Genomic DNA, 24,126 nt, shown 5'->3' with positions numbered 1-24,126 from the left:
CCGGCCTGCTTGGCCCGGTGGCGCCGGCGATGGTGTTCCTGCTGGTGCAGGCCCGCTATCAGACCACCGGGCCGGCCGCCGCGCGGCGGCCCCCCCCCCCCGCGGCCGCCCCCCGCGCCGCAAACACCAGCCATCAGAAGCCGTTGTCGTACAGAACTTGATCAGCGGGTTTCCGCAGTTCAGAGATGATGCCGGCATGGCGAGGCATGCTCACGCCGTTGGGTTGTCTCGTTGGTGGAGGTGCCGGGATGGCGTCCGGTGGTGGGTCTCCTGGAGGAGCGGGAGCTGGCCGCGCGTGAGCGCGTGGAGGAGCTTCGGGAGGTGGCGGACCGGGTACCCGCTGAGCTCGCCGAAGCGGAGACGGCCTGGCACGAGTGGCTGATCGCCCGGCAGCGCGTTGGCGAGGTTCTGTCCGGGCCGCGGCCCGGACAGGCAGGTGAAGCTGACCCGGGAGCCGGTGAGCCTTCCGGGCCGGAGCCCGCGACGAATGCGCCCGCCGAGGTTCCCCTACCGAGGGCCGCGCGATCGGGCTCGATCGTCCCGGTGTGGCGTCCCGCGCTTTCCATGGACGTGCTCCCTCCCCACTACCAGCGCATCCTCGCCACGCTCGCCGAACAAGCATCCGGCGGGACGCCAGTGATGTCCTGTCAGGAGACCACTGCCGCACTCGGACTGGAGCCGGTTCCGGCGAGTGTGGAAGGAGTTCGGTCGAAGATGAAGCGGCTGGCCGACCGGGGCCGGGTCGACGAGCCCACCCCGGGACGGTTCACGCTCGCCGCCGGGCCAGCCGGCGACTCATGAGTATCGTCATCGACCACAGCACCATCTGCTCATGCACGGCGGGGCAGCGAATCGTCTCGTCCTCGCGTGATTGCCAACGAAAGAGCAACCGATGCGACCGATTGTCCTATTCGACCTAGACGGCCTTTTGATCGACTCCGAGCCGATTTGGGACGCGGCAAAGCGTGAGGTGTTCGGTCCGCTTGGCCTGCACCTCACAACGGAGATGCAGGCGGCGACGCGCGGGCTGCGGCAAAGGGACATGGTGGCCTACTGGTTCGATCGGGCCACCATTCAAGCCGACCCCGACGACGTCGAGCAGCAGATCGTGGCCGCCGTGTGCCGCAGGCTGGAGGGAGTGGCGCTGAAACCCGGCGCCGAACACGCCGTCGCGGCGTGCGCGCGTGCATCGAGGGCGATGGCCGTCGTGTCGTCTTCGCCGGAGTCGGTGATTCGGCATGCGCTCGCGAGCACCGGCCTTGACCGATCTTTCGATGCCGTGTTCTCGGCCGAGGACGACGAACACGGCAAGCCCCACCCGGGCGCCTATCTCCGCGCAGCCGCCGCCCTCGGCGCGTCACCCGACGAATGCATTGTGATCGAGGACTCGCTCACCGGCGTCCTCGCTGGCGTGTCAGCCCAGATGACGGTCGTCGCCGTTCCCGAGGCCGCTGATCGCTGCGATCCACGCTTTGCGATTGCCACTCTGGTGCTGGAGTCCCTCAAGGATCTCGATACCTCTGTATTCGGCGCGCATGTGTCCAGGGGGAGCCGGGACGTCCCGCGGGCACCGCGTGCTGCGGATCCCCAACTGTTCCGCGAACCAGATCGTGCTGTATGACGCCCTCGATCGCCCAAACGTGGGACACCTCTACGCCTTGATTGATGCCGCCGACCTGGCGGCCTGCTCGATCTTCGCGCAGTAGGCCGCACGGGCTTCCTCGTCGATCTGCTTCTCGTGTTCGGCGCGCACCCCGGTCCGGCCGTCGAGGCCCTCGCGCAGGACATCGGCGTGCCCGGCATGCCGGATGGACTCGCCGAGGACATGGACCATGATGGCGAACAGGTTCGTGTTGGGAGAAGGCTCCGGCCACCACGGCACGTGGCCGGGGGCGTCGAGGGGAAGCTCGTTGATCGTCGCGTCCGAGTGTTCCCACGTGCGCCGGTAGAACCCGATGATCTGATCGCGGGTCTCGTCCTCGGTCGCCCACAGATCACTGCCGTCGGAGTCCTGCCACCGGGGCAGCGGCTCCGGGGAAGGGCGGTCGAAGACCTCGCCGAAGTACCTGGCCTCGACGCTGGCCACGTGTTTGACCAGGCCGAGGAGGTTGGTCCCGGTCGCTGTCAGAGGTCGGCGGGCGTCGTATTCGGACAAGCCGTCGAGTTTCCAGAGCAGTGCCTCGCGGTCCCGCCGCAGTCTCCTGTGCAGGTTGTCCTTCGCGAATTCGTCGATCATGCGGCACGAGCCTGCCATGGGCCGCTCGCGGTCTCAAGATCCCGTACCTCGCCCGCATCGACTGGCAGAGCCGAGGCCTGGCCATGGCCGCCGCCCTGACCTGCTACAAGAAGCTCGCGAAACGCCGCCCGCTCGCCCGACGCGGCGTCACCTTTCAAGGTGCGTAGTTCAAGCGTGATCCAGCCCATGCCCGCCCGCCGGGGCTGGCAGCAAGTTGATTACGACCATGCAAACGAGGTCGTTCAGCCCTGCGACCAACCGAAACCGGGGAGCAACGGTGACTCGTGCACCCGCAGGCTACGAGACCTCGGTGAACCCATCCGGTCACGGCACCAGGCTGGTGCGCCGTGCCCCCTGCCTCGTCGTCGCCGCCGGCGTTCGCCCTCCCCGAGTCGCTGTGGGACGTCCCGCACGTCGGAGCCCGACCCCGGCCCACCGGCCGTCGCCGAGCGGCCCGGTCTCGCGGCCGGGGCGAACTGCCGGCTCTACGCCTATGCGATGCTCGCCCACTTCGGTTGCGCCGTCCCCCCGCCGCGCTCCAGCGACCTGTGGGAGGACCGGGACGCCACCCTGCGGGTGACCACCCCGCGCCCGTTGGACCTGTTCCTGTTAAACGCCACCGGCGACGCCTACGGGGCGCACGTCGGCGTCTGCGCGGGCGCGGACACCGGCCTGCACCTGTGCAAGGAGGTGAGCCGCCCGGCGGTGTGGCACAGGACCGAGCCCGCGGCGGGGGGGGGGGGGGGGGGGCCCCCCCCCCCCCCCCCCCCCCCCCCCCCCCCCCCCCCCCGCCCCCCCCGCCCGCGGGGGGGGCTGGGGGGGGGGGCGCACCCGGGCCGCCACGTGGTCAGGGGGGTGGCCCGCCGGGGGGTGGGCCACGGCACCGCGCCGGGGGGGGAGTGGGAAGTCGGACCCGCCGACTCCCCACTCCGCTGCCCCCGACGAGCGCGGCCCTCGCTCGGTGAGCGAGGGCCGCGCAACACCCGTCCATCAGGTCAAGGCCAGGGCCCCGGGCATGCTTCACGGGAACCCGGCCGAGCCGACGGTGGAAGGTCAGGCCTTGCGGATCGAGTAGGCGTAGCCGCTGCCGACGCAGCTGTTGGTGCTGTACGACCTCGTGACAACCCACCCGGTGGGGATGGGCGAGAAGGAGCACACGTCGGCGCTGGTGAGGTTGGCGGTGTTGTTGATCGTGTAACCCACCCCGGTACCCACGCAGCTGTTGGTGCTGTACGACCAGGTGATCACCCACCCCGGCGGAATCGGCGTCATCGAACACACGCCCATGCTGGTGGCGTTCGCAGTGTTGTTGATCGTGTAACCGACCCCCGTACCCACACAGCTGTTGGTGCTGTACGACCACGTGATCACCCACCCCGGCGGAATCGGGCTCATCGAACACACGCCCATGCTGGTGGCGTTGGCAGTGTTGTTGATCGTGTAACCGACCCCCGTACCCCGACAGTTATTGGTGCTGTACGACCAGGTGATCACCCAGCCCGGCGGAATCGGGCTCATCGAACACACACCGATGCTGGTCTGCCCGGCCGAGTCGGTGATGTTGTAGGCGACGCCGGTGCCGGGACAGCTGTTGCTGCTGTACGACCAGGTGATGACCCACCCGGCCGGGATGGGGGAGTTGGAGCAGACGGTGGCGCTGCCGGTGAGCCGCTGCGGGGCTGCCTGTGCCTGCGAACCTGCGGCGGTCATCACGCCCAGCAGCAGGAGCACGGCCGCAAACAGATGCGGGATGCGGTTCCGTAAGGTCTTCATTCCAGCCTCAGATCTTCTCGACGCTCTACGAGTACGTTGACGCAGCTGAGATGACCTGTCGGCCTGCTTGTCTGATCATCTCGGCTGAGATGGTGTCAGAGTCGATCCAGGGGTACCAGAGTGCCTCGGCGCGGCCCTCGCCCAGTGAACGAGGGCCGCGCCGCGAGGACCAGCCGTCACCCGAGATCCAGCAGCTGCTCGTAGAAGCCGCCGAAGCCGCGCTCGCTCTCCACCAGGTGCAGCTCCAGGATCCAGTGGCAGACCGCGCCCTTCCGGTCCGTCCGGCGCAGCGGGTTGTGGTTCTCCGGATTGATGTACGACTCGGACTTGGCGCCGTCATTGGTCTCATGGGGGAACTCCCCGACGAGGTGGCCCGCGTGCCAGATGCCGATCGTCCAACCGGCCTCGGTGGCAAGGCGTTCGACCTCCGCGTACAGCTGCGCGCCGGTGATGTCCGGGTGTGCGGCGAAGAACGCCCGCCCGGCGTCGAAGATGCGCGGGAGGTCCCGCTGGAGCCGGAGCTTCTCCGGATCCCCACCGAAGACGTACGTCCGCCCGAAGTCGGCCTCGTACTCCTCGAAGATGGGCCCGAAGTCGGCGAAGGCGATGTCATCCGCACCGATGACCCGGTCCGGCGGGTTCTCCTGGTAGGGCGCGAGGGTGTTCGGCCCGGAGCGGACGATGCGCTTGTGCCAGTGCTTGGTGGTGCCGAACATCTCGTTGGCCAGGTCGCGGATCCGGTCGCTGGCCTCCCGCTCCCCCACGCCCGGGGCGACCAGGCCGCGGGCCTCCACCTCGGCGAACAGGGCGATCGCCTTCTCCTGCGCCGCCACCAGCCCCTCGGCCCGCTCGATCTCACGCGCCTGGGATGTCTCAACTGCCATGTCGGATGACCTCTTTCGCATGTGATGGTGCTGCCACCAGCGCGGTGGAGTGCGGCCGGGTCACGCTCAGACCCCGGCCCCACCCCCCTCCACCCCATGATCGCAATCCACCTCACACCTGCGGTGCCTTACGGCCGAACCCGCACGCATCCGCGAACCGGACGGGTCGCGCCGCGCCCAACGCGGCACGACCCCGTCCGCCTGCCCGCCGCCCGGAGAACGCCGGAACGGCCGCAGGAACGACCGCCTATCCGCGATCCGAACCCGGCTCCGCAGCGCCCGAGGGCGCTTCGGCCTTCGTGTGGAGGATCTCGCGGGCCTGCTCCGCGGCGCGGGTGATGCTCTCGGTGACGAAGTCGAGGAAGCGGGCGATGTTCTCCAGGCGGGTGCCGGCCGGGGTGGCGTTGCCGAGGACGCCGACACCCTCCCGTGCGATCCCGACGATCTGGGCGGTGGAGCGGGCGCTGGCCATCATCGACTGGTACCAGACGTCGTCGTCGACGGCGTAGCGCTCGCGGCGGCGCTCGTCACGCTCCCGGCGGACGAGTCCCTGCTCGTCGAGGAACGTGATCGCCTTGGAGATGGACGCCGGACTGACCTGGAGGTGCTGGGCCAGTTCCGACGCGGTGAGGCTGCCCGCGTCGGTGAGGGTCAGACAGGCCATCACCCGGGCCATCATCTTGGGCATCCCCGACGCTATGAGGACGGTCGTGAACGTCTCCTCGAACTCGCGCACGGCCTCGGCGTCGCGCCCGTGGGCCTGCGGGGACGCCTCCGCCCCCCGGGACGCGGTCGGCCTGCGCCGGTGGGTGCGGCGCTCGGTGGCGCGGTGGGCCAGGTCGGCGCGGTAGGCGGTGGGGCCGCCGTTGCGCATGACCTCGCGCGTGACGGTCGAGGTCGGGCGGTCCAGGCGTCTTGCGATCTCCGCGTAGGCCAGGCCGTCGGCCAGACCCAGCGCGATCTGCTGGCGTTCCTGCTGGGTGAGTCTGCCTCCCGGCATCGCGGTCTCCTTCGTGGTCCGTGGTGTCTCCAGCATAGCGTTCACTATCACTTCATTGCAACGCAACGATGAGTGTCGTTGCATTTGATTCAGTCCCACCGCAACGATATTGCACCTCTGAGCTGGGGAGATGCATCTTCAGAGCAACGAGCTTATTGCACGTACTTGGAAAGCAACGTAGCTTTTCCCTCGTTCGAAACAACGAGTCGCAGGAGAGCACGATGCAGAAGTTCGCCACCCCCACCCCGATCGCCACCGTCCTCGACATCCCCGCCGGGCGCATCCGCTTCATCGCCGCCGACCGCGCCGACACCGTGGTCGAGGTCCTGCCCGCGAACGCCGCCAAGGGCCGCGACGTGAAGGCCGCCGAGCAGACCACGGTCGAGTACCGCGACGGCGTCCTGCGGATCGAGGCCGCGACGACCAACCAGTACTTCGGCGCCTCCGGATCCGTCGAGGTCACCGTCCAGCTGCCCGCCGGCTCCCGCGTCGAGGCGAAGGCCGCCAGCGCCGAACTCCGCGGCGTCGGACGGCTCGGCGACGTCGCCTTCGAGGCCGCACAGAGCACCGTCAAGCTCGACGAGGCCGCGAGCGCCCGCCTCACCGTCCTCGCCGGCGACGTCGCGGTCGGCCGCCTCGGCGGCCCCGCACAGATCAGCACCCAGAAGGGCGACATCCGGATCACCGAGGCCGTCCGCGGCGCGGTCGAACTGCGCACCGAGTACGGCGAGATCGCCGTCGGCGCCGCCCGCGGCAGCTCCGCCTCCCTGGACGCCGGCACCGCCTACGGCCGGATCCACAACGCCCTCCGCAACACCGACGGCACCCCCGAGCTGGCCATCCGCGCGACCACCTCCTACGGCAACGTCACCGCCCGCAGCCTCTGATCACCCCGCAGCCCCAGAAGGAGCACCTCTCATGACCGACCTGGCCATCGCGGCGAACGGGTTGCGCAAGTCCTACGGTGACAAGGTCGTCCTCGACGGCATCGACCTTGCGGTGCCGGCCGGCACGATCTTCTCCCTGCTCGGCCCGAACGGCGCCGGCAAGACCACCGCCGTCAAGATCCTCTCCACCCTCGTCTCCGCCGACGCCGGAGAACTGCGCGTCGGCGGCCACAACCTGGCCACCGACCCGCAGGCGGTGCGCGCGGCGATCGGCGTCACCGGCCAGTTCTCCGCCGTCGACGGCCTGATCACCGGCGAGGAGAACATGCTCCTGATGGCGGACCTGCACCACCTCTCCCGCAGCGAGGGCCGGCGCACCGCCGCCGAACTCCTGGAGCGCTTCGACCTGGTGGACGCCGCGAAGAAGCCCGCCGCAAGCTACTCCGGCGGCATGAAGCGCCGCCTGGACATCGCCATGACCCTGGTCGGCAACCCGCGGATCATCTTCCTCGACGAGCCGACCACCGGCCTCGACCCGCGCTCACGCCACACCATGTGGGGGATCATCCGCGAGCTGGTCTCCGGCGGCACCACCGTCTTCCTCACCACCCAGTACCTGGACGAGGCCGACGAACTCGCCGACCGCATCGCCGTCCTCAACGACGGCCGGATCGCCGCCCAGGGCACCGCCGAGGAGCTCAAGCGCCTCGTCCCCGGCGGCCACGTCCGCCTGCGCTTCACCGACCCGGCCGCCTACCAGGCCGCCGCCACCGCCCTGCGCGAGACCACCCGCAACGACGAGGCCCTGTCCCTGCAGATCCCCAGCGACGGCAGCCAGCGCGAACTGCGCGCCATCCTCGACCGGTTGGACTCGGCCGGCATCGAGGCGAACGAGCTGACCGTCCACACCCCCGACCTCGACGACGTCTTCTTCGCCCTCACCGACACCACCGACGCCGCCACCGTGCCGAACCAGTCCAAGGAGACCGTCCGATGAGCAACCTCTCCCTCGCCCTGCGCGACTCGAACACCATGCTGCGCCGCAACCTCCTGCACGCCCGGCGCTACCCCTCCCTCACCCTGAACCTGCTGCTCACCCCGATCATGCTGCTGCTGCTCTTCGTCTACATCTTCGGAGACACGATGAGCGCGGGCATCGGCGGCGGCGCCGCGGACCGCTCCGCCTACATCGCCTACGTCGTCCCGGGTCTACTGCTGATGACCATCGGCAGCACCGTCGTCGGAACCGCGGTGTCCGTCTCCACCGACATGAGCGAGGGCATCATCGCCCGCTTCCGCACGATGGCGATCCACCGCCCCTCGGTGCTGATCGGGCACGTCGTCGGCAGCGTGCTGCAGTCGGTCGCCAGCGTGGTCCTGGTGGGCGCCGTCGCGGTGGCCATCGGCTTCCGCTCGACGGACGCCACCGCGCTGGAGTGGCTGGCGGCGTTCGGACTGCTCGTCCTGTTCGCCACCGCGCTGACCTGGATCGCGGTCGGAATGGGCCTGATCAGCCCGAACGCCGAGGCCGCCAGCAACACCGCGATGCCGCTGATCCTGCTGCCGCTGCTGTCCAGCGCCTTCACCCCGATCCACTCCATGCCGGGCTGGTTCCAGCCGGTCGCCGAGTACCAGCCGTTCACGCCCGCCATCGAGACCCTGCGCGGCCTGCTGCTCGGCACGGAGATCGGCCACAACGGCTGGCTCGCCGTCGCCTGGTGCCTGGGCCTGGCCGCGCTCGGGTACCGCTGGTCGACCTCGACGTTCAACCGCGACCCGAAGTAACCGCCATGACGACGCGGGAAACCTCCCGCGCCCCCGCACCGCCCAGGGCGGCGCACACCGGCAATGCGCCGGAGTGCGCCGCCCGTTCGCGTTTGCGGCACGCTAGCGTGTGCGGCATGGAGCCGACCGCCGGGAACACCGACCACGCCACACCGCCCGGGGCGGCCTGCCCGCGGTGCGAGGAGTCCGCGCGGCTGGCGGGCTTCGAGGAGAACCGCCGACCCGTCAGGCGCACGGCCCGCCCGCTTCGGCTGGCCGCCTCGGCGGTGCTCATCGCGTACGGGTGGGCGTGGCTGACCACGGGACGGCCCGGGCTCGGGGCGCTGCTGCTCGCCGGGGGGCTGGCCGTCGGCGCCCTCACCGCAAGGGCGGTCGTCCGGGCGGGATCGGGGCAGCGGACGCAGGTCTTCCACTGCCCGCGGTGCCTGGTGCGCTTCCGCCCCGGCGACCCCGTGCTGGTGTCCTCCCTCGTCCCCCGGCCGCGGACGGTGGGAGCCGCCGTGCGGCCCGCGAGCGGCGGCTGACCCCCACTCGGCGAGACCGTCGGAACCACCGGCGCTAGCGGAACGCGATGATCCCCGTCAGCCACTTGAAGGCCGGGACGACCAGCGGCTTCCACGTCGAGGTCAGGTGCGGGCCGGTGGTCTCGACCGGGGTGACGGTGGTCGGGCTCTTCGCCGCCTGCTGGAGCGCGGTCGCGTCCTCCAGGCCGTCGCCCCGCTTGCCGGTCACGTAGAGCGAGACGTTCGGCGGGGTCGGGGCGTGGGTGAGCAGGTAGAGCGGGTTGGAGGTCTCCCGCAGCTGGTGGTCCTTGGCGGTCAGCGAGGAGGGCTCGCCCGCCGGGTCGTTGTAGCCGGACATGCTGATCCCCGCGCGGTAGCGGTTGGGGTGGGCGAGGGCGAGGCGGGAGGCGCAGTGGGCGCCCGCCGAGTAGCCGGCCAGAGCCCAGCGGTCCGGGGTGGTGTCGGCCCGGAAGTTGTCCACGACCATCTGCGGGACGTCCCGCGAGAACCAGGTGTCGGCGTTGACCCGGCCCGGGACGTCGGCGCAGCCGGTGTCGGTCTTGCCGAGCAGGGTGACCCGGGGCGCGACCAGGATGAACGGGGTGACCTGGCCGGACTTCATCAGCGGTTCGAGCTGGCCGATCGCGTCCATGGTGTCGCCGAACCAGGCGCTGGAGGCACCGGGGTAGCCGGCCAGCAGCTCGACGACCGGGAAGGTCCGGTCCTTGTACGCGGGGTCGTCGTACTGCGGGGGCGTCCAGACCAGGACCTCGCCGTCGACGCCGGAGAGCCGGCCCTTGAGGTCGGCCTGCTTCACGCTCCTGGGCACGGCGTCCGAGTCCGGGGCGTGGAAGGACTGTGCCGTCTTGGGCGGGGCGGTGGCCGCCGGGGCGGTCGGGGCGCCGGGCGTGGCCGCACCGGGCGCCGGGGCGGCTGCGCGGTCCCCGGCGAGGCCCTCGTCCTTCGGCGGCACGGGGACGGCCCGGACGTGGTTGGAGGTGCCCAGCAGGTCGCCCCAGCTGTCGTAGAGCTGGTTCTCGTTGTTGACCAGGACGAAGACCATGGCCACGGCGGTGAACTGGCAGAGCAGGACCGTCCCGAGGCAGGACAGGATCCGCAGCGGGCCGCTCCGCCGACTTGCTGCCGCCACCCGCCCGAGAAAGGCCCAGTCGCCGCCCCACTGCGCCATTGCGAGCGCGATGGAGGCCACGAACAGAACAATCGTGAGAACGAGGAAGGGCGTGCCTGTCAGATTCATCGCGTACCGGTACCCAGCTCCTGTGCCGCCCGGGCCCGAATGCCCGACACCATGGTGGACGGCCGGGAACAGCCGTTCGGTTGCCCGTTCCTGGGAGAGGGCTGGGAGCCCACCCGGCGGCCGTGAACTCCATGATGGTTCGTCACGGAACAGGAGCGCCCTGTAATTGCGCGCCGGCAGCGGCCCGTGCGGTACCTAAAGGCCGCCCCCGGCGTAGCGGGCCGGTGAAGTCCCCACCGCCGCCGTGAAGTCCCGGGTGAAATGCGCCTGGTCGGCGTAGCCGAGCTCCACGGCGAGCGCCGCCCAGTCGACGTCCGCGCCCTGGTCGGCGCGGCGGGCGGCCTCGTGCAGCCGGGCCCGGCGCAGGACCCACTTGGGCGGGGCGCCGACGTACTCGGCGAACAGCCGCTGCAGCCGGCGCACGGTGATGCCGAACTCCCCGGCCACCTGGTCCACCCGGCGCAGGTCGGCGGACCCGGTGATGCGCTCCACCATCGCGGCGGCCTGCTCCGCCGCCGGATCGGGCGCGGGCAGGCGGTCGAGGAGGAAGGCGTCGACCCGGGCGGCCAGCGCGGCGAGGCCCTCGACGCCCTCCAGCACCGCCGCGTTCAACCGGTCCGCCTCGGGTCCGAAGATCCCGGCCGCGGGTACCGACCGGTCGGCGAGAGCGGCCACCGGGCGGTCGGTGAACGCGCGGAAGCCGCCCGGGCGGAACTTGACCCCCAGCGCCCGGCCCGCCCCCTCCAACCGGCGCACGAACAGCGACCGGTCGACCCCGTAGACGCGGGCCGCCGGCGCCTCGAAGACCAGGTGGACGTTGGGGTGGGAGAGCACCTGCTGCTCATAGGCGGGCAGGCCCCGGCGGTCCCAGCCCACCATCCAGTAGAACTCGACGACCCGCGCCAGCTCCGGGGCGGGCTCGTGCCGGTCCAGGCTGATCACGGCTGCCGCCCGGTCGGGGTGGAGCACCCCGCGCCCGAGGTCTGTCATACCCACCAGGCTAGGGCCTCTCTTTGCAAAGTCCTTCCGGGCCGTCGTGTTTGTTCAAGACCCCGCCCCGGCGACGGGCCCAGGATCGACCCATGAACGGTCACGCACTCCACCCCCTCATGGCTCAGGCAGCGGCCGAGGCCGCCCGCATCGCCCACGGCGTCCGCGCGGAGCAGCTGGACGGGCCCACCCCCTGCGCGGACTTCGACACCCGCGCCCTGGTCAACCACTGGGTGCTCTACACCTCCCACGGGCTTGAGCACCGGGCCCGCCGGGAGCAGCTGCCGCAGGAGCTGACGGAACGCGACTTCACCGCCGACCCGGCCTGGGCCGAGGGCTACGCGAAGCAGCTGGACCGGGCCGTGGCGGCCTGGGCCGATCCGCAGGCCTGGGAGGGGGAGATCGACCTGGGCGGCGGGGCGGCCATGCCCGCGACGGCGATCGCCCGGATGCTGATCGCCGAACTGCTGGTGCACGGCTGGGACGTCGCCGCGGCCACCGGTCGGCCGGTCGAGGTCACGGACGAGCTCGCCCGGGTGGTCCTCGAACTGGTCGAGGAGTACGCGGAGATGTTCCGCCAGTACGACGGCTTCGCCGACCCGGTACCGGTACCCGCCGCCGCCCCGCTCTTCGAGCACGCGCTGGCCGCCTCCGGCCGCGACCCGCGCTGGGCCCCGGCGGGCGGCTGACCGGCGGGGCCGGGGGTGTTTGCAAAGTCCCGTCCGGTCCGGCGCGACTTTGCAAACACCCCCGGGGCCTACGCCTGGCCGGCGGGCCGGTAGGTGGTCACGTGCACGCCCGTCTTGGCGGTGACGGTGGAGACCAGCTCCAGCGTGCGCAGCACCCCGTCCTCCGGGAAGATCCGCTTTCCGCCGCCGAGGATCACCGGCATGATCATCAGCCGGAGCTCGTCGAACAGGCCCTCGGACAGCAGGGTGCGGACCAGGGTGGGGCTCCCCATGACCGAGAGGTCGCCGCCCTCGGTCGCGCGCAGCTCCCGGATCCGGGCGAGGGCGTCCTCACCGGGGATCCGGACGGTGTTGTTCCAGGTCATGTCGTCGTCGCCGAGTGTCCCGGTCACCACGTACTTCCGGAAGGCGTTCATCTGGTCGGCGAACGGGTCGCCGGCGCGCTCGGGCCACGCCGCGGCCATGGTCTGCCAGGTGCGGCGGCCGAACAGCAGCGCCTCCGCCCGGCCCGCCGCCTCGCCGATGGCGGCGCCCATCACCTCCGGGTCGAAGAACGGGTGCGACCAGCCGCCGTGGGCGAAGCCGCCGTCGACGTCCTCCTGGGGACCGCCGGGCGCCTGCACGACACCGTCGAGGCTGATGAACTCACTGATAACGATGCGCATGGTGGCGCTCCTTGGTTCTCGCTGTGGGCTTACATGATGTTGGACCGGTCTGACGCCCTGGACTCATCGCTCCACACCGAACATCTTCTGTGACCTGGGCCACACCCGCCGCCCGCCCCTCAGCCCGCCGCCTCCGCGGGCGCCCCCAGCGCGCGCCGCACCAGCCGCGTCGCGGCCGGGACGGCGGCCCGCAGATCCCCGCCCGGCCCGACCGCCTCGCCCGCCAGCGCGTCGAAGGCCTCGAAGCCGGTGAGGACGAACAGCAGCGCCGCCGCGTCCTGCGGCACGCCGTCGAGCCGGCCGACCAGCACCCGCGCGCCCTCGCGGCGGCGGGCGTCGCGCTCGCCGACGACCCGGCCCACCTCCTCGTCCAGTGCGGCCAGCGCGCGCAGCCGGCGGGTGCAGGCGCGGTCCACCGCCCAGAAGCCGCCCATGATCTCGACGAAGCGGTCCACCGCCGCCCAGGGGTCGGCGAGGGTGAACGCCTCGGGGAGCCGCGCCAGGCCGCCCTCGGCGGCGAGTGCGTCGCAGACCGCCTCCAGCAGGACCGGCTTCGAGCCGAACTGGTAGTAGACGGTCGCCCGGGCGACATCGGCCCGCCGGGCCACCGCGTCCAGCGAGAGGGTGCCCGCCTCGGTCAACTGCTCTCGCGCGGCCCGGACGATCCGCGCACGCGTCTCGTCCACATCCGACTGCCGCTGTCCCATCCGGTAGGCCCGGGGGCTCATCGCGCTCGCCTCCACATGCTCGCCCCGGCCGCGGGCGCGGCCGTGGACACCTCGTGAACAGGCAGTATCGCCGATCCCCCGCGAGCGGCTGCGGGGGATCGGCGAGCACAGGGGCCGCAGGGCGTCAGACGATGACCCGCCCGCCGCTGACGTCCAGCGTCTGGCCGGTGATCCAGGAGGACGCGCCGGAGGCCAGGAACAGCGTGGCCGACGCGATGTCCTCCGGTTCGCCGAGCCGGCCGAGCGGGTGCGCGGCGGCGACCGCGGCCTGGATCTCGGGCGACATCACGGCGGCCGTCCGCTCGGTGCGGACCGCGCCCGGCGCGATGGCGTTGACCCGGACGCCCGCGCCCGCCAGCTCCAGGGCGAGGTGGCGGGTGTACATCAGCACCCCCGCCTTGGCGGCGGCGTACGCGGCGGAGGAGCCGCTGGGCAGCCGACCCGCCGTCGAGGCCATCGTGACCACCGAGCCCGCACCGCGCTTCAGCAGGCCCGGCAGAAAGGCCTGGACGGTCAGGAAGGTGGCGTTGAGGTTGGCGTCCAGCACGGCCCGCCAGTGCTCCTCGGTCTCCCGGACGGTCGGCACCGGGTAGCCGTCTCCCCCGGCGAAGGCCGCGAGGACGCCGACCGGTCCGAGATCCTCCTCGATCCGGGCGGCGGCCCGGGCGAGCGCGGCGGCGTCGGTGCAGTCGGCGACCAGGCCGAGCGCCTCCGCGCCGAGCGCGTGCAGCTCCGCGGCGACGGCGGCCAGGGCCTCGCCGTCCCGACCGAGGACGGCGACCGCCGCACCCTGCCGGGCGAACGACCGGGCGGTCTCCGCGCCGATTCCTCGGCTGCCTCCGGTGATCACTACGACCGTGCCGGCCAGGTCGGGGTACTGGACTCCCATATGCCATCGCTCCTTCGGTCCGACTGTGGTTCACTGATTCAGTCATACAGTCCGTCTGAATAAATTGGCAAGGGCGGACCCGGACCCGAAACCCGAGGAGCAACCCGATGAAACTCGCCGTCGTCGGCGCCGCCGGACGCACCGGCCGCCTGGTCGTCGACCTCGCCCTGGCCGCCGGGCACACCGTCACCGCGGTGGCCCGCACCCCCTCCCGGCTACCGGACTTCGCGCACGGCACACCGCTCACCGCGCAGGCAGACGTCCAGCGGCCCGGCTCCCTGCACGCCCCGCTGGCCGGGCAGGACGCGGTGGTGTCCACGCTCGGCACGACCGGCCGGGCGGCCACCACCGTGTTCTCCGACGGCGCGCGGGAGCTGGTCGCCGCCGCCCGGGCGGGCGGGGTGCGGCACGTGGTGGCGATGTCCTCGGCGGGGCTGGACAGCGACCACCTCCCCCTCGCCCAGCGGGTGGTCACCAGGCTGGTGGTGGACCGGCTCTACCGGGAGGTCCACCGCGACCTGGCCCGGATGGAGGCGGTCCTGACCGAGTCCGACACGATCTGGACGGTCGTCCGGGTGCCGATGCTCAAGGACGGGCCGCCCTCGCCCGCCCCCTGGGTGTCCTACGGCCTGCCGCTCCCGAAGGCCGGCACCGCCACCCGGGCCACCGTCGCCAGCTGGATCGTCGGACACCTCGGCGCCGCGGAGACCTTCCGCCACCTGGTCGCCATCGCCGACGGCTGAGCCTCTGCGGGGCTCAACCGCCCTGCGGGGCTCAGCCGCCCTGCGGGGCTCAGCCCTCCTGGGGGGCGCGGCGCCGCATCGCCACCACGAACAGGAACACCGCCGACAGCACCGCCGACACCTTCAGCACCCCGGGGGCGGCCGACCAGGCGACCTGGCCGACCTGCTGGTCCGGCTGCAGCGCCTGGCCCCAGCGGCCCTGGGCCCGGCCCCAGAACCACACGGTGGTCGCGCTCATCGTCACCAGCGGGATGCCCAGGATGGCGAACTTCCGCATGAAGTCCGTCAGTTGCCGGGACAGGTAGCCGAGCGCCCAGCCCACCAGCATGGCCAGGATCTGCCCGGTGACCGCGCCGCCCACCAGCACCGCCGCGGACAGCAGCAGCAGCGGCGACGGGCGGCGGGCACCCCGCGCGCTCCTCCGCTCCGCCTTCGCCGCGGCCCGCGCCGCCATCCGCTCAGCCGCCCTCGCCGCGGCCTGCCCGGCCCGGTCCGCCTTGGCCGCCCCGGCCGCCGCCGGCACCTCCTCGACCGCCGCCTCCGCCGCCGGCGCGCCCTCCTCGGCCGCCCGCTGCTCCGGAATCGGCTTCGGGGGAGCCTGCGGCGTGTCCGAGAAGTTGAGCATCACCAAGTCCCAGCCGCCCGAGTCCGCCGAGGTGTACACCTGCGGCGGCGGCAGGGCCTCCGGGTCGGCGGCCGGCCGGGGCGGCGGGGCGACCGGCGGCATCCCGGACACGCCGGGCGCCCCGGAGGCGTACACGCTGTCCTCGTCCGCCGCCTCGCCACCGCCGGCCGCGCCACCGCCGGCCGCGCCGCCGCCGGCCGCACCGCCGCCCGGCCCGCTCCACGGCCCGCGCTTACGCCACCACTCGCCGCCGTCCGACATCACCCGACACCCCGCCTCACCCGAGCCCGCCCACGTCCCCGCTGATCGTGACGCTACCCACCCGGCCGCCGCCCACGCGAGCCCGGCCCGCCCACGGGAACGACGCCCCGCCGACGGATCCCCACCGCCTGCGGGCCCGACTAACCTAGGTCGAATGACCACACAGCAGGGCCCCCAACGCACCGGCAAGGCGCCCGCCGGCCCCCGCACCCTCGCCGAGGAGCTCCGGACCCGCCCGGACGACGCCCTCGCCACCCTGCTGCGGTCCCGACCCGACCTGCTCAACCCGGTGCCCGGCGACCTCACCCAGCTCGCCGCCCGGCTCTCCTCCCGCGCCTCCGCCCTGCGCGCCCTGGAGCGCCTGGACCGCTTCACCCTCCAGGTCGCCGAGGCCCTGGCCGCCGCCCCCGACGGCGCGCCGCTGGCCACCGTGCGCACCCTGCTGACCGGACCGGCCAAGGTCAAGCCGCACCCCGGCGCCACCCCGCTCACCGCCGCCGACCGCGCCGCCGTCGCGGCCGCCCTCCCCCGGGCCCTCACCACCCTGCGCGACCGCGCCCTGCTCTGGGGCCCCGACAACGGTCTGCGCCTGGTCATCGCCGTCCGCGAGGCCCTCGCCCCGACCGCCGCCAACCCCGGGCGCACCGGCCTCGGCCCGACCCTCTCGGAAGCCACCGTCGGCATGTCCCCGGCCCGGCTCCAGCAGCTGCTGACCTCCGCCGGCCTGCCGGCCACCGCCGACCCGGTCACCGCGGTCACCGCGCTCACCGGGCTGCTCACCGACCGCGCCCGCTGCGACGCCCTGCTCGCCACCGCGCCCGAACCCGCCCTGCGCCTGCTGGAACGCCTGGTCTGGGGCCCGCCCACCGGTACCGTCCCGGACGCCACCCGCCCGGTCACCGCCGAGGACGCGCAGAGCCCGGTCGAATGGCTGCTGGCCCGCGGCCTGCTGCTGCCCACCAGCCCCGGCAGCGTCGTCCTGCCCCGCGAACTCGCCCTGCACCTGCGCGGCGGCCGCACCCACCGGCTGGTCGAGCCCGCCCAGCCCGAGCCCGCCCCGGCCGCGGCGCCGCGCGATCCACAGGCTGTGGACAGCGCCGCGGCCGGCCAGGCCCACACCGCCGTCCGGATCATCGAGGAGCTGCTCGACCTCTGGGGCCTCAACCCGCCGGCCACCCTGCGGGCCGGCGGCCTCGGCGTCCGCGACCTCAAGCGCACCGCCCAGACCCTCGAAAGCACCGAGCAGCAGACCGCCTTCTGGCTCGAACTCGCCTACGCCTCGGGCCTGCTGGCCGCCGACGGCGAGGCCGACGAGCGCTGGGCCCCGACCCCCGCGTACGACACCTGGCTACAGCAGGACACCGCCGAGCGCTGGGCCCGGCTCGCCTCCTGCTGGCTCACCGCCACCCGCGTCGCCCCGCTCACCGGCAGCCCCGACGGCAAGGGCAGGCCGCGCGCCGCGCTCGGCCCCGAACTCGACCGCACACTCGCCCCGTCGGTGCGCCGCGCCACCCTCGCCCTGCTCGCCGAACTGCCGCCCGGCACCCCCGCCACCGCCGACGAACTGCTGCCCACCCTGCGCTGGCAGCGCCCGCTGCGCGGCGGCCCGGCCACCGGGGAGGCCCGCGAGCTGCGCGACGACCTCACCGCCTGGACCCTCGCCGAGGCCGAACTGATCGGCGTCACCGGCCGCGGCGCCCTCGCCGCCCCCGCCCGCGCCCTGCTCACCCGCGAGGCCGACCCCGCCGAGGTGCTCGCCCCGCTGCTGCCGCAGCCGCTGGACCACGTCATCCTCCAGCCGGACCTCACCGCGATCGCCCCCGGCCCGCTGCTCACCCCGCTCGCCCAGGCGCTCGCCCTCTGCGCCGACATCGAGTCCAAGGGCGGCGCCACCGTCTACCGGTTCACCCCCACGTCCGTCCGCCGCGCCCTCGACGCCGGCCGCAGCGCCGCCGACCTCCAGGGCTTCCTGGAGCAGCACTCGCGCACACCCGTCCCGCAGCCGCTCAGCTACCTGATCGACGACGTCGCCCGCCGCCACGGCATCCTGCGGGTCGGCGCGGCATCCTCGTACCTGCGCTGCGACGACCCGGCCCTGCTCGCCGAGGTGCTCGCGGACCGCCGCTCCGTCGACCTGCGGCTGCGGCTGCTCGCGCCCACCGTCCTCGCCGCCCAGGCCGCGCCCGACATCCTGCTCGCCACCCTGCGCACCATGGGGTACGCCCCGGCCGCGGAGTCCGCCGAGGGCGACGTCCTGATCACCCGCCCGGACAGCCACCGGACCCCGCCGCGCTCGGCCCCCACACCCGTCCCGGACGGCCCGCCCACCCCCGACGACACCCTGCTCGGCGCCGCCATCAAGGCCATCCGGGCCGGCGACCGGGCCGCCACCGCCGTCCGCCGTCCGCCGACCCCGGACTCGCGCCAGGTCCCGCGGACGGCCGCCGCCGAGACCCTCGCCACCCTGCAGACCGCCGTCCTGCTCGGCGAGCGGGTGTGGATCGGCTACCTCAACGCCGAGGGCCTCGCCAGCCAGCGCATCATCGACCCGGTCAAGGTCGAGGGCGGGTTCGTCACCGCCTTCGACCACCACGCCGACGAGATCCGCACCTTCGCCCTCCACCGCATCACCGGCGTGGCCGAACTGGAGGAGTAACCCCCCACCGGCTCGCCCGTCCGACTCGCACGGCTCGCACGGCTCGCACGACCGACCGGACCATCGACGGAGGTGACAACGGTGGCGCACGCTAAGGCCCTCGGCGACCCCACTGCACGGCACGCCGGACCGGACGTGATTCCCGTCCACATCCGCGGCCTCGGCCGGTGCGCCGAGCAGCGGTCATGGACCACCCTGCTCGACAGCCCGTTCGGGGGGCTCGTACTCAGTGGCCCTGCTGGGACTCCTTGAGCTTCTCCTTGATCGCCTGGTCGGCCAGGCTGCCGACCTCGCCCTGGCCGACCGGCAGGCTGCCGCCGCTGACCACGTCGGCGAGCAGGAAGCCGGGCGCCGCCAGCGGTCCGCCGACACCCTCGCCGATGCCCGCGACGGCGTGGGCGGAGGTGGCCGAGGAGGCGGTGGCGGCGAAAGCGGTACCGGCGAGGGCGAGAGCGGTGAGGACACGCTTCGACTTGTTCATGCCCTGCTCTAACGAGCGGCGGCGGCAGCGGTCACCGCCCCGCGTTTGACGCACCCGGGAGGGCGGCGTAGTCCGGAAGGCAGGGGGTTTCCCGAAGGAGGCGTCATGCTCGGAGACAAGATTGGGATCCAGACCACCAGTGAGACCGGCCGGCGGGTGCTGGCCACCGCCGACGGGCTGCACCCCGTGGTGGAGGTCTCGTTCGAGGGCACCGGCACGGTACTCGGCGTCGGCGTCAAGGAGTTCGTCACCTACGAGTCGCAGATGCGCTCCGACGGCACGCTGTTCGGCGAGGGCCAGGGCGTGGGGATGAGCGAGCGCGGCGAGACGTACAGCTGGCACGGCAGCGGCATCGGCCGCTTCACCGGCCCGGGTGGCGCCGTGGCCTGGCGCGGTTCGGTCTTCTTCGACAGCGACGCCGAGTCGTTCGTCCAGCTGAACGACACCGTCGGCCTCTTCGAGTACGACACCGACGGCTCCGGCTCCGGCAAGGTCCTCATCTACGAGTGGAAGTAGCCGTCCGGCTTCCCCGCGGAATGCGCGACACTGGAGGGTCTGCGTCGAACCAGCCGACCCAGCCGACCCAGTGGAGGGCTCCCCCGCGTGAACGACGGACCACTCATCGTCCAGAGTGACAAGACTCTTCTCCTGGAGATCGACCACCCCAAGGCCTCCGACTGCCGCCGCGTCATCGCGCCGTTCGCCGAACTGGAGCGCGCCCCCGAGCACGTCCACACCTACCGGGTCACCCCGCTCGGGCTGTGGAACGCACGCGCCGCCGGGCACGACGCCGAGCAGGTGGTCGACGCCCTGGTGAAGTACTCCCGCTACCCCGTCCCGCACGCGCTGCTGGTGGACGTGGCCGACACCATGGCGCGCTACGGGCGGCTCAAGCTCGTCAAGCACCCCGTCCACGGCCTGGTGCTCACCACCACCGACCGCCCGGTGCTGGAGGAGGTGCTGCGCTCCAAGAAGGTCGCACCGCTGGTCGGCAACCGGGTCGACCCGGACACCGTCATCGTGCACCCGTCCGAGCGCGGCCAGATCAAGCAGGTGCTGCTCAAGCTCGGCTGGCCCGCCGAGGACTTCGCCGGGTACGTCGACGGCGAGGCGCACCCCATCGAGCTGGACCAGGACGGCTGGCAGCTGCGCCCCTACCAGGCGCAGGCGGTCGAGGGCTTCTGGCACGGCGGATCGGGCGTCGTGGTGCTGCCCTGCGGCGCCGGGAAGACGCTGGTCGGCGCCGCGGCGATGGCCGAGGCCAAGTCGACCACGCTGATCCTGGTCACCAACACCGTCTCGGCCCGGCAGTGGAAGCACGAGCTGGTCAAGCGCACCTCGCTCACCGAGGAGGAGATCGGCGAGTACAGCGGGACGAAGAAGGAGATCCGCCCGGTCACCATCGCCACCTACCAGGTGATGACCACCAAGCGGAAGGGCGTCTACGCCCACCTCGAACTCTTCGACGCCCGCAACTGGGGGCTGGTGGTCTACGACGAGGTGCACCTGCTGCCCGCGCCGGTCTTCAAGTTCACCGCCGACCTCCAGGCCCGCCGCCGGCTCGGCCTGACCGCCACCCTGGTCCGCGAGGACGGCCGCGAGGGCGACGTCTTCTCGCTCATCGGGCCCAAGCGCTTCGACGCGCCGTGGAAGGAGATCGAGGCGCAGGGCTACATCGCGCCCGCCGACTGCTGCGAGGTCCGGGTCACCCTCACCGACTCCGAGCGGCTCGCCTACGCGACCGCCGAGCCCGAGGAGCGCTACCGCTTCTGCGCCACCACCGCGACCAAGCGGCGGGTGGTGGAGGCGCTGGTCAAGAAGCACAAGAAGGACCAGACGCTGATCATCGGCCAGTACATCGACCAGCTCGACGAGCTCGGCGAGGTGCTGAACGCCCCGGTGATCAAGGGCGAGACGAGCAACGCGCAGCGCGAGAAGCTCTTCGAGGCGTTCCGCACCAAGGAGATCAGCGTCCTGGTGGTCTCCAAGGTCGCCAACTTCTCCATCGACCTGCCCGAGGCGACCGTCGCCATCCAGGTCTCCGGCACCTTCGGCTCCCGCCAGGAGGAGGCCCAGCGCCTGGGCCGCGTGCTGCGCCCCAAGGCGGACGGCCACTCGGCGCACTTCTACTCGGTGGTGGCCCGCGACACCGTCGACCAGGACTTCGCCGCCCACCGGCAGCGCTTCCTCGCCGAGCAGGGCTACGCCTACCGCATCATCGACGCGGACGACGTGCTGTGACGCTCCTCGGGCTCTGACGCTCGACGTGCCGTGACGCTCGACGTGCCGTGACGCTCGTCGTGCGCCGACGCTCAGGCCAGGTGGTCCGGAGCCCCGTGCGGGCTCCGGGGCACCTGCCTCAGTACTTGACGCCGTCGCGCCCGAGGAAGACCACGCGCGCGGCGGTGTCGAGGGCGATGCCCACGTTGCGGACGGCCTTGGCCAGCGGGTTGCGGCGGCGGCCGGGGCCGGCCGCGGCGGTGGCCCCGGCGGGGCGGGCGGGGGCGGACTTCTGGGACGGCACTCGCGGCGCCGTGATGTGTACGGTGCTCATGTCTTCAACGGTAGGTTCCGCGGGCGCCGGACACATCACCCCAAAGGCCGTATTCGGCAGGACGTTCGTCGTCCTCCAGGTGTAGGACCGCCCCGGGTCCCCCTCCGGGCAGCGGGGACGGAACCCCGAGGCCCGGACGGTCCCGGAGCCCCGCGCCCGGAAAGGCGCTGGAACCCCGGGGCCCGGAAGGTCTAGGATCGTTCGCCTGCCCCCTCCCGACCCGTGGTACCTGCTGACTCCCGCAGGCAGCCGGGGGAGGCGCCGACCGCTCGGCAACCGGTCGGCTGTTCTCACCGTGAGCTCCAACGATCCGCTGCACCCGTACCGGGGCAGCCGGGAAGGTTCGCTGTGCCCGCCACCCCCACCACCGACCCCCTCCAGCGCGAACGCGACCACCTGGCCGCCTCCCGGGCCGCGCTGCGTGCGATGCGCGAGGACGTCCAGTCGCTCGACATCCGCGATGTGACCGGCACCTGGGTCACCGCGGTGATCCTCCAGAAGCAGATCGAGGCCCGGATCGCGGCCCTCGCCGACCTCTCGCACACCCCGCTGTTCTTCGGCCGCCTCGACTACCTGCACGCGATCAGCCAGGAGCTGTCCGAGGGCTCCGGCGGGGAGAACTTCTACATCGGCCGGCGGCACGTCCACGACGCCGACGGCGACCCGATGGTGATCGACTGGCGCGCGCCGGTCTCCCAGCCGTTCTACCGCGCCACCCGCACCGAGCCGCTGGACGTCGAGCGCCGCCGCCGCTTCGGCTACACCGGCGGCGAGCTGACCGCCTACGAGGACGAGCACCTCACCGACCCGGGCGAGACCGAGACCTCGTCCGCACTGCTCGCCGCCGAGATCGAGAAGCCCCGCGTCGGCCCGATGCGCGACATCGTCGCCACCATCCAGCCCGAGCAGGACGAGATCGTCCGCGCCGACATCACCGGCACGGTCTGCGTCCAGGGCGCCCCCGGCACCGGGAAGACCGCCGTCGGCCTGCACCGCGTGGCGTACCTGCTGTACGCGCACCGCGAGCGGCTGGCCCGCACCGGCACCCTGGTGATCGGCCCGAACAACGCCTTCCTCTCCTACATCGAGCAGGTGCTGCCCGCCCTCGGCGAGGTGGAGGTCGCGCAGGCCACCGTGCAGCAGCTGGTGGCGCACGTGGAGGTGCGCGGCGAGGACACCGCCGAGGCGGCCCGGCTGAAGGGCGACGCCCGGATGGCCGAGGTGCTGCGCCGGGCGGTGCGCTCGGGCATCACCGCACCCGCCGAGCCCTGTGTGGTGGTCCGCGGCTCCCGGCGCTGGCGCGTACCGGTGTACGAGCTCGACGGGATCGTCGAGGAGCTGAAGGGCCGCGACATCCGCTACGGCGCGGCCAGGGACGCCCTGCCGCAGCGGATCGCGCACGCCGTGCTGCTGAAGATGGAGCAGGGCGGCGAGGCCCCGGACGACCGGGTGCAGGACGCGGTGGCCCGCAACGCCGCGGTCAAGGCGACGGTCAAGGCCTGCTGGCCGCTGGTGGAGCCGGCCAAGCTGGTGCTCCGGCTGCTCTCCGACCCGGAGTTCCTGGCGCGGTGCGCGGACGGCGTCCTCACGCCCGAGGAGCAGCAGGCGGTGCTCTGGCCCAAGCCCGGCCGTTCGGTGCGGACGGCCCGCTGGACGCAGGCCGACGCCGTGCTGGTGGACGAGGCCACCGACCTGGTGCAGCGCACGGCCTCGCTCGGCCACGTGGTGCTGGACGAGGCCCAGGACCTCTCGCCGATGCAGTACCGCGCGGTCGGTCGCCGCTGCACCACCGGCTCGGCGACCGTCCTCGGCGACCTCGCCCAGGGCACCACCCCGTGGGCCACCGCCAGCTGGCCGGAGGCCCTGCACCACCTGGGCAAGCCCGCCGCCCACATCGAGGAGCTGACCAAGGGCTTCCGGGTGCCGGAGGAGGTCATCGCGTACGCCTCCCGGCTGCTGCCCTCGATCGCGCCCGGGCTGGCCCCGGCGAGCTCGGTCCGCGAGGCGCCCGGCTCGCTGACGATCGAGCGCATCGACCGCATCGAGACCGACGGGGACGACGGGACCAGCGCGGGCGGCGACACGGACGGCGCGCTGACGAAGGCGGTGGTCGAGGCCTGTCTGCGGGCCCTGGAGAACGAGGGCTCGACCGGTCTGATCGCCGCCGACGCCCGTATCCCGCTGTTCGCCGAGGCACTGGCGCAGGCCGGGCTGCCGTACCTCTCCCCCGGTGACGAGACCAGCGCCGAGGCCCGGCTGACCCTCGTCCCGGCCTCGCTGGCCAAGGGTCTGGAGTACGACTACGTGGTGCTCGACGAGCCGGCCGCCGTGGTCGCCGGGGAGCCGGACGAGCGGACCGGTCTGCGCCGCCTGTACGTGGCGCTCACCCGGGCCGTCTCGGGGCTGCAGGTGCTGCACTCCGAGCCGCTGCCAGCGCAGCTGGCCTGACCCCGCTCCGACGCCGAACGCCGGGCGCCGCACGGCGCCCGGCGGGCCGGTGACATGCGAAGGGGACCGGC

General features: G+C 72.9%; 24 protein-coding genes. 12 read left to right on the top strand and 12 right to left on the bottom strand.

Going from position 1 to position 24,126, the window contains the following annotated elements:
• Positions 1-258 precede the first annotated feature (258 nt).
• A complete protein-coding gene (locus ACGFZP_RS35130) occupies positions 259-801 on the top strand; it encodes a hypothetical protein (RefSeq protein ID WP_392940705.1) in 543 nt (180 codons plus the stop codon).
• 91 nt (positions 802-892) lie between these two features.
• Positions 893-1,621, top strand: a complete 729-nt coding sequence (locus tag ACGFZP_RS35125) for an HAD family hydrolase (protein WP_392940703.1) — start codon at positions 893-895, stop codon at positions 1,619-1,621.
• A gap of 30 nt (positions 1,622-1,651) precedes the next feature.
• Here the strand turns inward: ACGFZP_RS35125 and ACGFZP_RS35120 are convergent, their stop codons facing one another.
• From ACGFZP_RS35120 to ACGFZP_RS35105, 4 genes are all read right to left on the bottom strand, one after another.
• Positions 1,652-2,236, bottom strand: a complete 585-nt coding sequence (locus ACGFZP_RS35120) for a DinB family protein (protein ID WP_392940701.1) — start codon at positions 2,234-2,236, stop codon at positions 1,652-1,654.
• 1,053 nt (positions 2,237-3,289) lie between these two features.
• Complete coding sequence (locus ACGFZP_RS35115) at positions 3,290-4,009, bottom strand: hypothetical protein (RefSeq protein WP_392940699.1); 720 nt, start codon at positions 4,007-4,009, stop codon at positions 3,290-3,292.
• A 176-nt stretch (positions 4,010-4,185) separates the two neighbouring features.
• A complete protein-coding gene (locus ACGFZP_RS35110) occupies positions 4,186-4,893 on the bottom strand; it encodes a M24 family metallopeptidase (RefSeq protein ID WP_392940697.1) in 708 nt (235 codons plus the stop codon).
• A gap of 247 nt (positions 4,894-5,140) precedes the next feature.
• The gene (locus ACGFZP_RS35105; protein ID WP_392940695.1) at positions 5,141-5,893 is read right to left on the bottom strand and encodes a helix-turn-helix domain-containing protein; all 753 of its coding nucleotides are present in this window, start codon (positions 5,891-5,893) and stop codon (positions 5,141-5,143) included.
• A gap of 221 nt (positions 5,894-6,114) precedes the next feature.
• Here ACGFZP_RS35105 and ACGFZP_RS35100 point away from each other — a divergent pair, with 221 nt between their 5' ends.
• From ACGFZP_RS35100 to ACGFZP_RS35085, 4 genes are all read left to right on the top strand, one after another.
• Positions 6,115-6,780: a DUF4097 family beta strand repeat-containing protein gene (locus tag ACGFZP_RS35100; RefSeq protein ID WP_392940693.1), complete on the top strand. Its 666-nt coding sequence runs from the start codon at positions 6,115-6,117 to the stop codon at positions 6,778-6,780.
• A 31-nt stretch (positions 6,781-6,811) separates the two neighbouring features.
• A complete protein-coding gene (locus tag ACGFZP_RS35095; RefSeq protein WP_392940691.1) occupies positions 6,812-7,777 on the top strand; it encodes an ATP-binding cassette domain-containing protein in 966 nt (321 codons plus the stop codon).
• On the top strand, positions 7,774-8,565 hold the full coding sequence (locus ACGFZP_RS35090; RefSeq protein WP_392940689.1) for an ABC transporter permease: 792 nt from the start codon (positions 7,774-7,776) through the stop codon (positions 8,563-8,565). The genes ACGFZP_RS35095 and ACGFZP_RS35090 overlap by 4 nt, the downstream gene beginning before the upstream one ends.
• A gap of 116 nt (positions 8,566-8,681) precedes the next feature.
• Complete coding sequence (locus ACGFZP_RS35085) at positions 8,682-9,089, top strand: hypothetical protein (protein WP_392940687.1); 408 nt, start codon at positions 8,682-8,684, stop codon at positions 9,087-9,089.
• A gap of 34 nt (positions 9,090-9,123) precedes the next feature.
• Here ACGFZP_RS35085 and ACGFZP_RS35080 read toward each other — a convergent pair whose 3' ends face one another.
• Both ACGFZP_RS35080 and ACGFZP_RS35075 read right to left on the bottom strand, forming a co-directional pair.
• On the bottom strand, positions 9,124-10,278 hold the full coding sequence (locus ACGFZP_RS35080) for an alpha/beta hydrolase (RefSeq protein WP_392940686.1): 1,155 nt from the start codon (positions 10,276-10,278) through the stop codon (positions 9,124-9,126).
• Positions 10,279-10,521: 243 nt separating this feature from the next.
• On the bottom strand, positions 10,522-11,316 hold the full coding sequence (locus tag ACGFZP_RS35075; RefSeq protein ID WP_392940684.1) for a DUF6597 domain-containing transcriptional factor: 795 nt from the start codon (positions 11,314-11,316) through the stop codon (positions 10,522-10,524).
• Between the two features lie 119 nt (positions 11,317-11,435).
• On the opposite strand from ACGFZP_RS35075, the gene ACGFZP_RS35070 reads away from it, so the two are divergent.
• Positions 11,436-12,005, top strand: coding sequence for a TIGR03086 family metal-binding protein (locus tag ACGFZP_RS35070; protein ID WP_392940682.1), 570 nt, complete (start codon positions 11,436-11,438; stop codon positions 12,003-12,005).
• 68 nt (positions 12,006-12,073) lie between these two features.
• Here the strand turns inward: ACGFZP_RS35070 and ACGFZP_RS35065 are convergent, their stop codons facing one another.
• From ACGFZP_RS35065 to ACGFZP_RS35055, 3 genes are all read right to left on the bottom strand, one after another.
• Positions 12,074-12,670 carry a dihydrofolate reductase family protein gene (locus ACGFZP_RS35065; protein ID WP_392940681.1) on the bottom strand — a complete coding sequence of 199 codons (597 nt, stop codon included), beginning with the start codon at positions 12,668-12,670 and terminating at the stop codon, positions 12,074-12,076.
• A gap of 119 nt (positions 12,671-12,789) precedes the next feature.
• On the bottom strand, positions 12,790-13,398 hold the full coding sequence (locus ACGFZP_RS35060; protein WP_392940680.1) for a TetR/AcrR family transcriptional regulator: 609 nt from the start codon (positions 13,396-13,398) through the stop codon (positions 12,790-12,792).
• A gap of 124 nt (positions 13,399-13,522) precedes the next feature.
• Positions 13,523-14,287: an SDR family NAD(P)-dependent oxidoreductase gene (locus ACGFZP_RS35055; protein WP_392940679.1), complete on the bottom strand. Its 765-nt coding sequence runs from the start codon at positions 14,285-14,287 to the stop codon at positions 13,523-13,525.
• A gap of 107 nt (positions 14,288-14,394) precedes the next feature.
• On the opposite strand from ACGFZP_RS35055, the gene ACGFZP_RS35050 reads away from it, so the two are divergent.
• On the top strand, positions 14,395-15,030 hold the full coding sequence (locus ACGFZP_RS35050; RefSeq protein ID WP_392940677.1) for an NAD(P)-dependent oxidoreductase: 636 nt from the start codon (positions 14,395-14,397) through the stop codon (positions 15,028-15,030).
• 49 nt (positions 15,031-15,079) lie between these two features.
• Here the strand turns inward: ACGFZP_RS35050 and ACGFZP_RS35045 are convergent, their stop codons facing one another.
• A complete protein-coding gene (locus tag ACGFZP_RS35045) occupies positions 15,080-15,916 on the bottom strand; it encodes a hypothetical protein (RefSeq protein ID WP_392940676.1) in 837 nt (278 codons plus the stop codon).
• Positions 15,917-16,070: 154 nt separating this feature from the next.
• Here ACGFZP_RS35045 and ACGFZP_RS35040 point away from each other — a divergent pair, with 154 nt between their 5' ends.
• Entirely contained in the window at positions 16,071-18,572 is a 2,502-nt protein-coding gene (locus ACGFZP_RS35040; RefSeq protein ID WP_392940674.1) for a helicase-associated domain-containing protein, read from the top strand.
• A 226-nt stretch (positions 18,573-18,798) separates the two neighbouring features.
• Here the strand turns inward: ACGFZP_RS35040 and ACGFZP_RS35035 are convergent, their stop codons facing one another.
• A complete protein-coding gene (locus tag ACGFZP_RS35035; RefSeq protein ID WP_392940672.1) occupies positions 18,799-19,053 on the bottom strand; it encodes a hypothetical protein in 255 nt (84 codons plus the stop codon).
• Positions 19,054-19,158: 105 nt separating this feature from the next.
• Between ACGFZP_RS35035 and ACGFZP_RS35030 the strand changes: the two genes are divergently transcribed.
• Together ACGFZP_RS35030 and ACGFZP_RS35025 are read left to right on the top strand one after the other, a co-directional pair.
• Positions 19,159-19,569 carry a hypothetical protein gene (locus ACGFZP_RS35030; RefSeq protein ID WP_392940670.1) on the top strand — a complete coding sequence of 137 codons (411 nt, stop codon included), beginning with the start codon at positions 19,159-19,161 and terminating at the stop codon, positions 19,567-19,569.
• 87 nt (positions 19,570-19,656) lie between these two features.
• Positions 19,657-21,294, top strand: a complete 1,638-nt coding sequence (locus ACGFZP_RS35025; RefSeq protein ID WP_392940668.1) for a DNA repair helicase XPB — start codon at positions 19,657-19,659, stop codon at positions 21,292-21,294.
• A gap of 118 nt (positions 21,295-21,412) precedes the next feature.
• On the opposite strand, the gene ACGFZP_RS35020 is transcribed toward ACGFZP_RS35025, so the two are convergent.
• Positions 21,413-21,607 (bottom strand): hypothetical protein, encoded by a 195-nt coding sequence (locus ACGFZP_RS35020; RefSeq protein WP_392940666.1) that lies wholly within the window; start codon positions 21,605-21,607, stop codon positions 21,413-21,415.
• A 348-nt stretch (positions 21,608-21,955) separates the two neighbouring features.
• Here ACGFZP_RS35020 and ACGFZP_RS35015 point away from each other — a divergent pair, with 348 nt between their 5' ends.
• Positions 21,956-24,055, top strand: a complete 2,100-nt coding sequence (locus tag ACGFZP_RS35015; RefSeq protein WP_392940664.1) for a HelD family protein — start codon at positions 21,956-21,958, stop codon at positions 24,053-24,055.
• The last annotated feature ends 71 nt before the right edge of the window (positions 24,056-24,126 follow it).

The organism is Kitasatospora sp. NPDC048239 (assembly GCF_043202015.1).
Classification (GTDB): Bacteria; Actinomycetota; Actinomycetes; order Streptomycetales; family Streptomycetaceae; genus Kitasatospora.
This window is presented reverse-complemented; position numbering and strand designations above follow the sequence as displayed.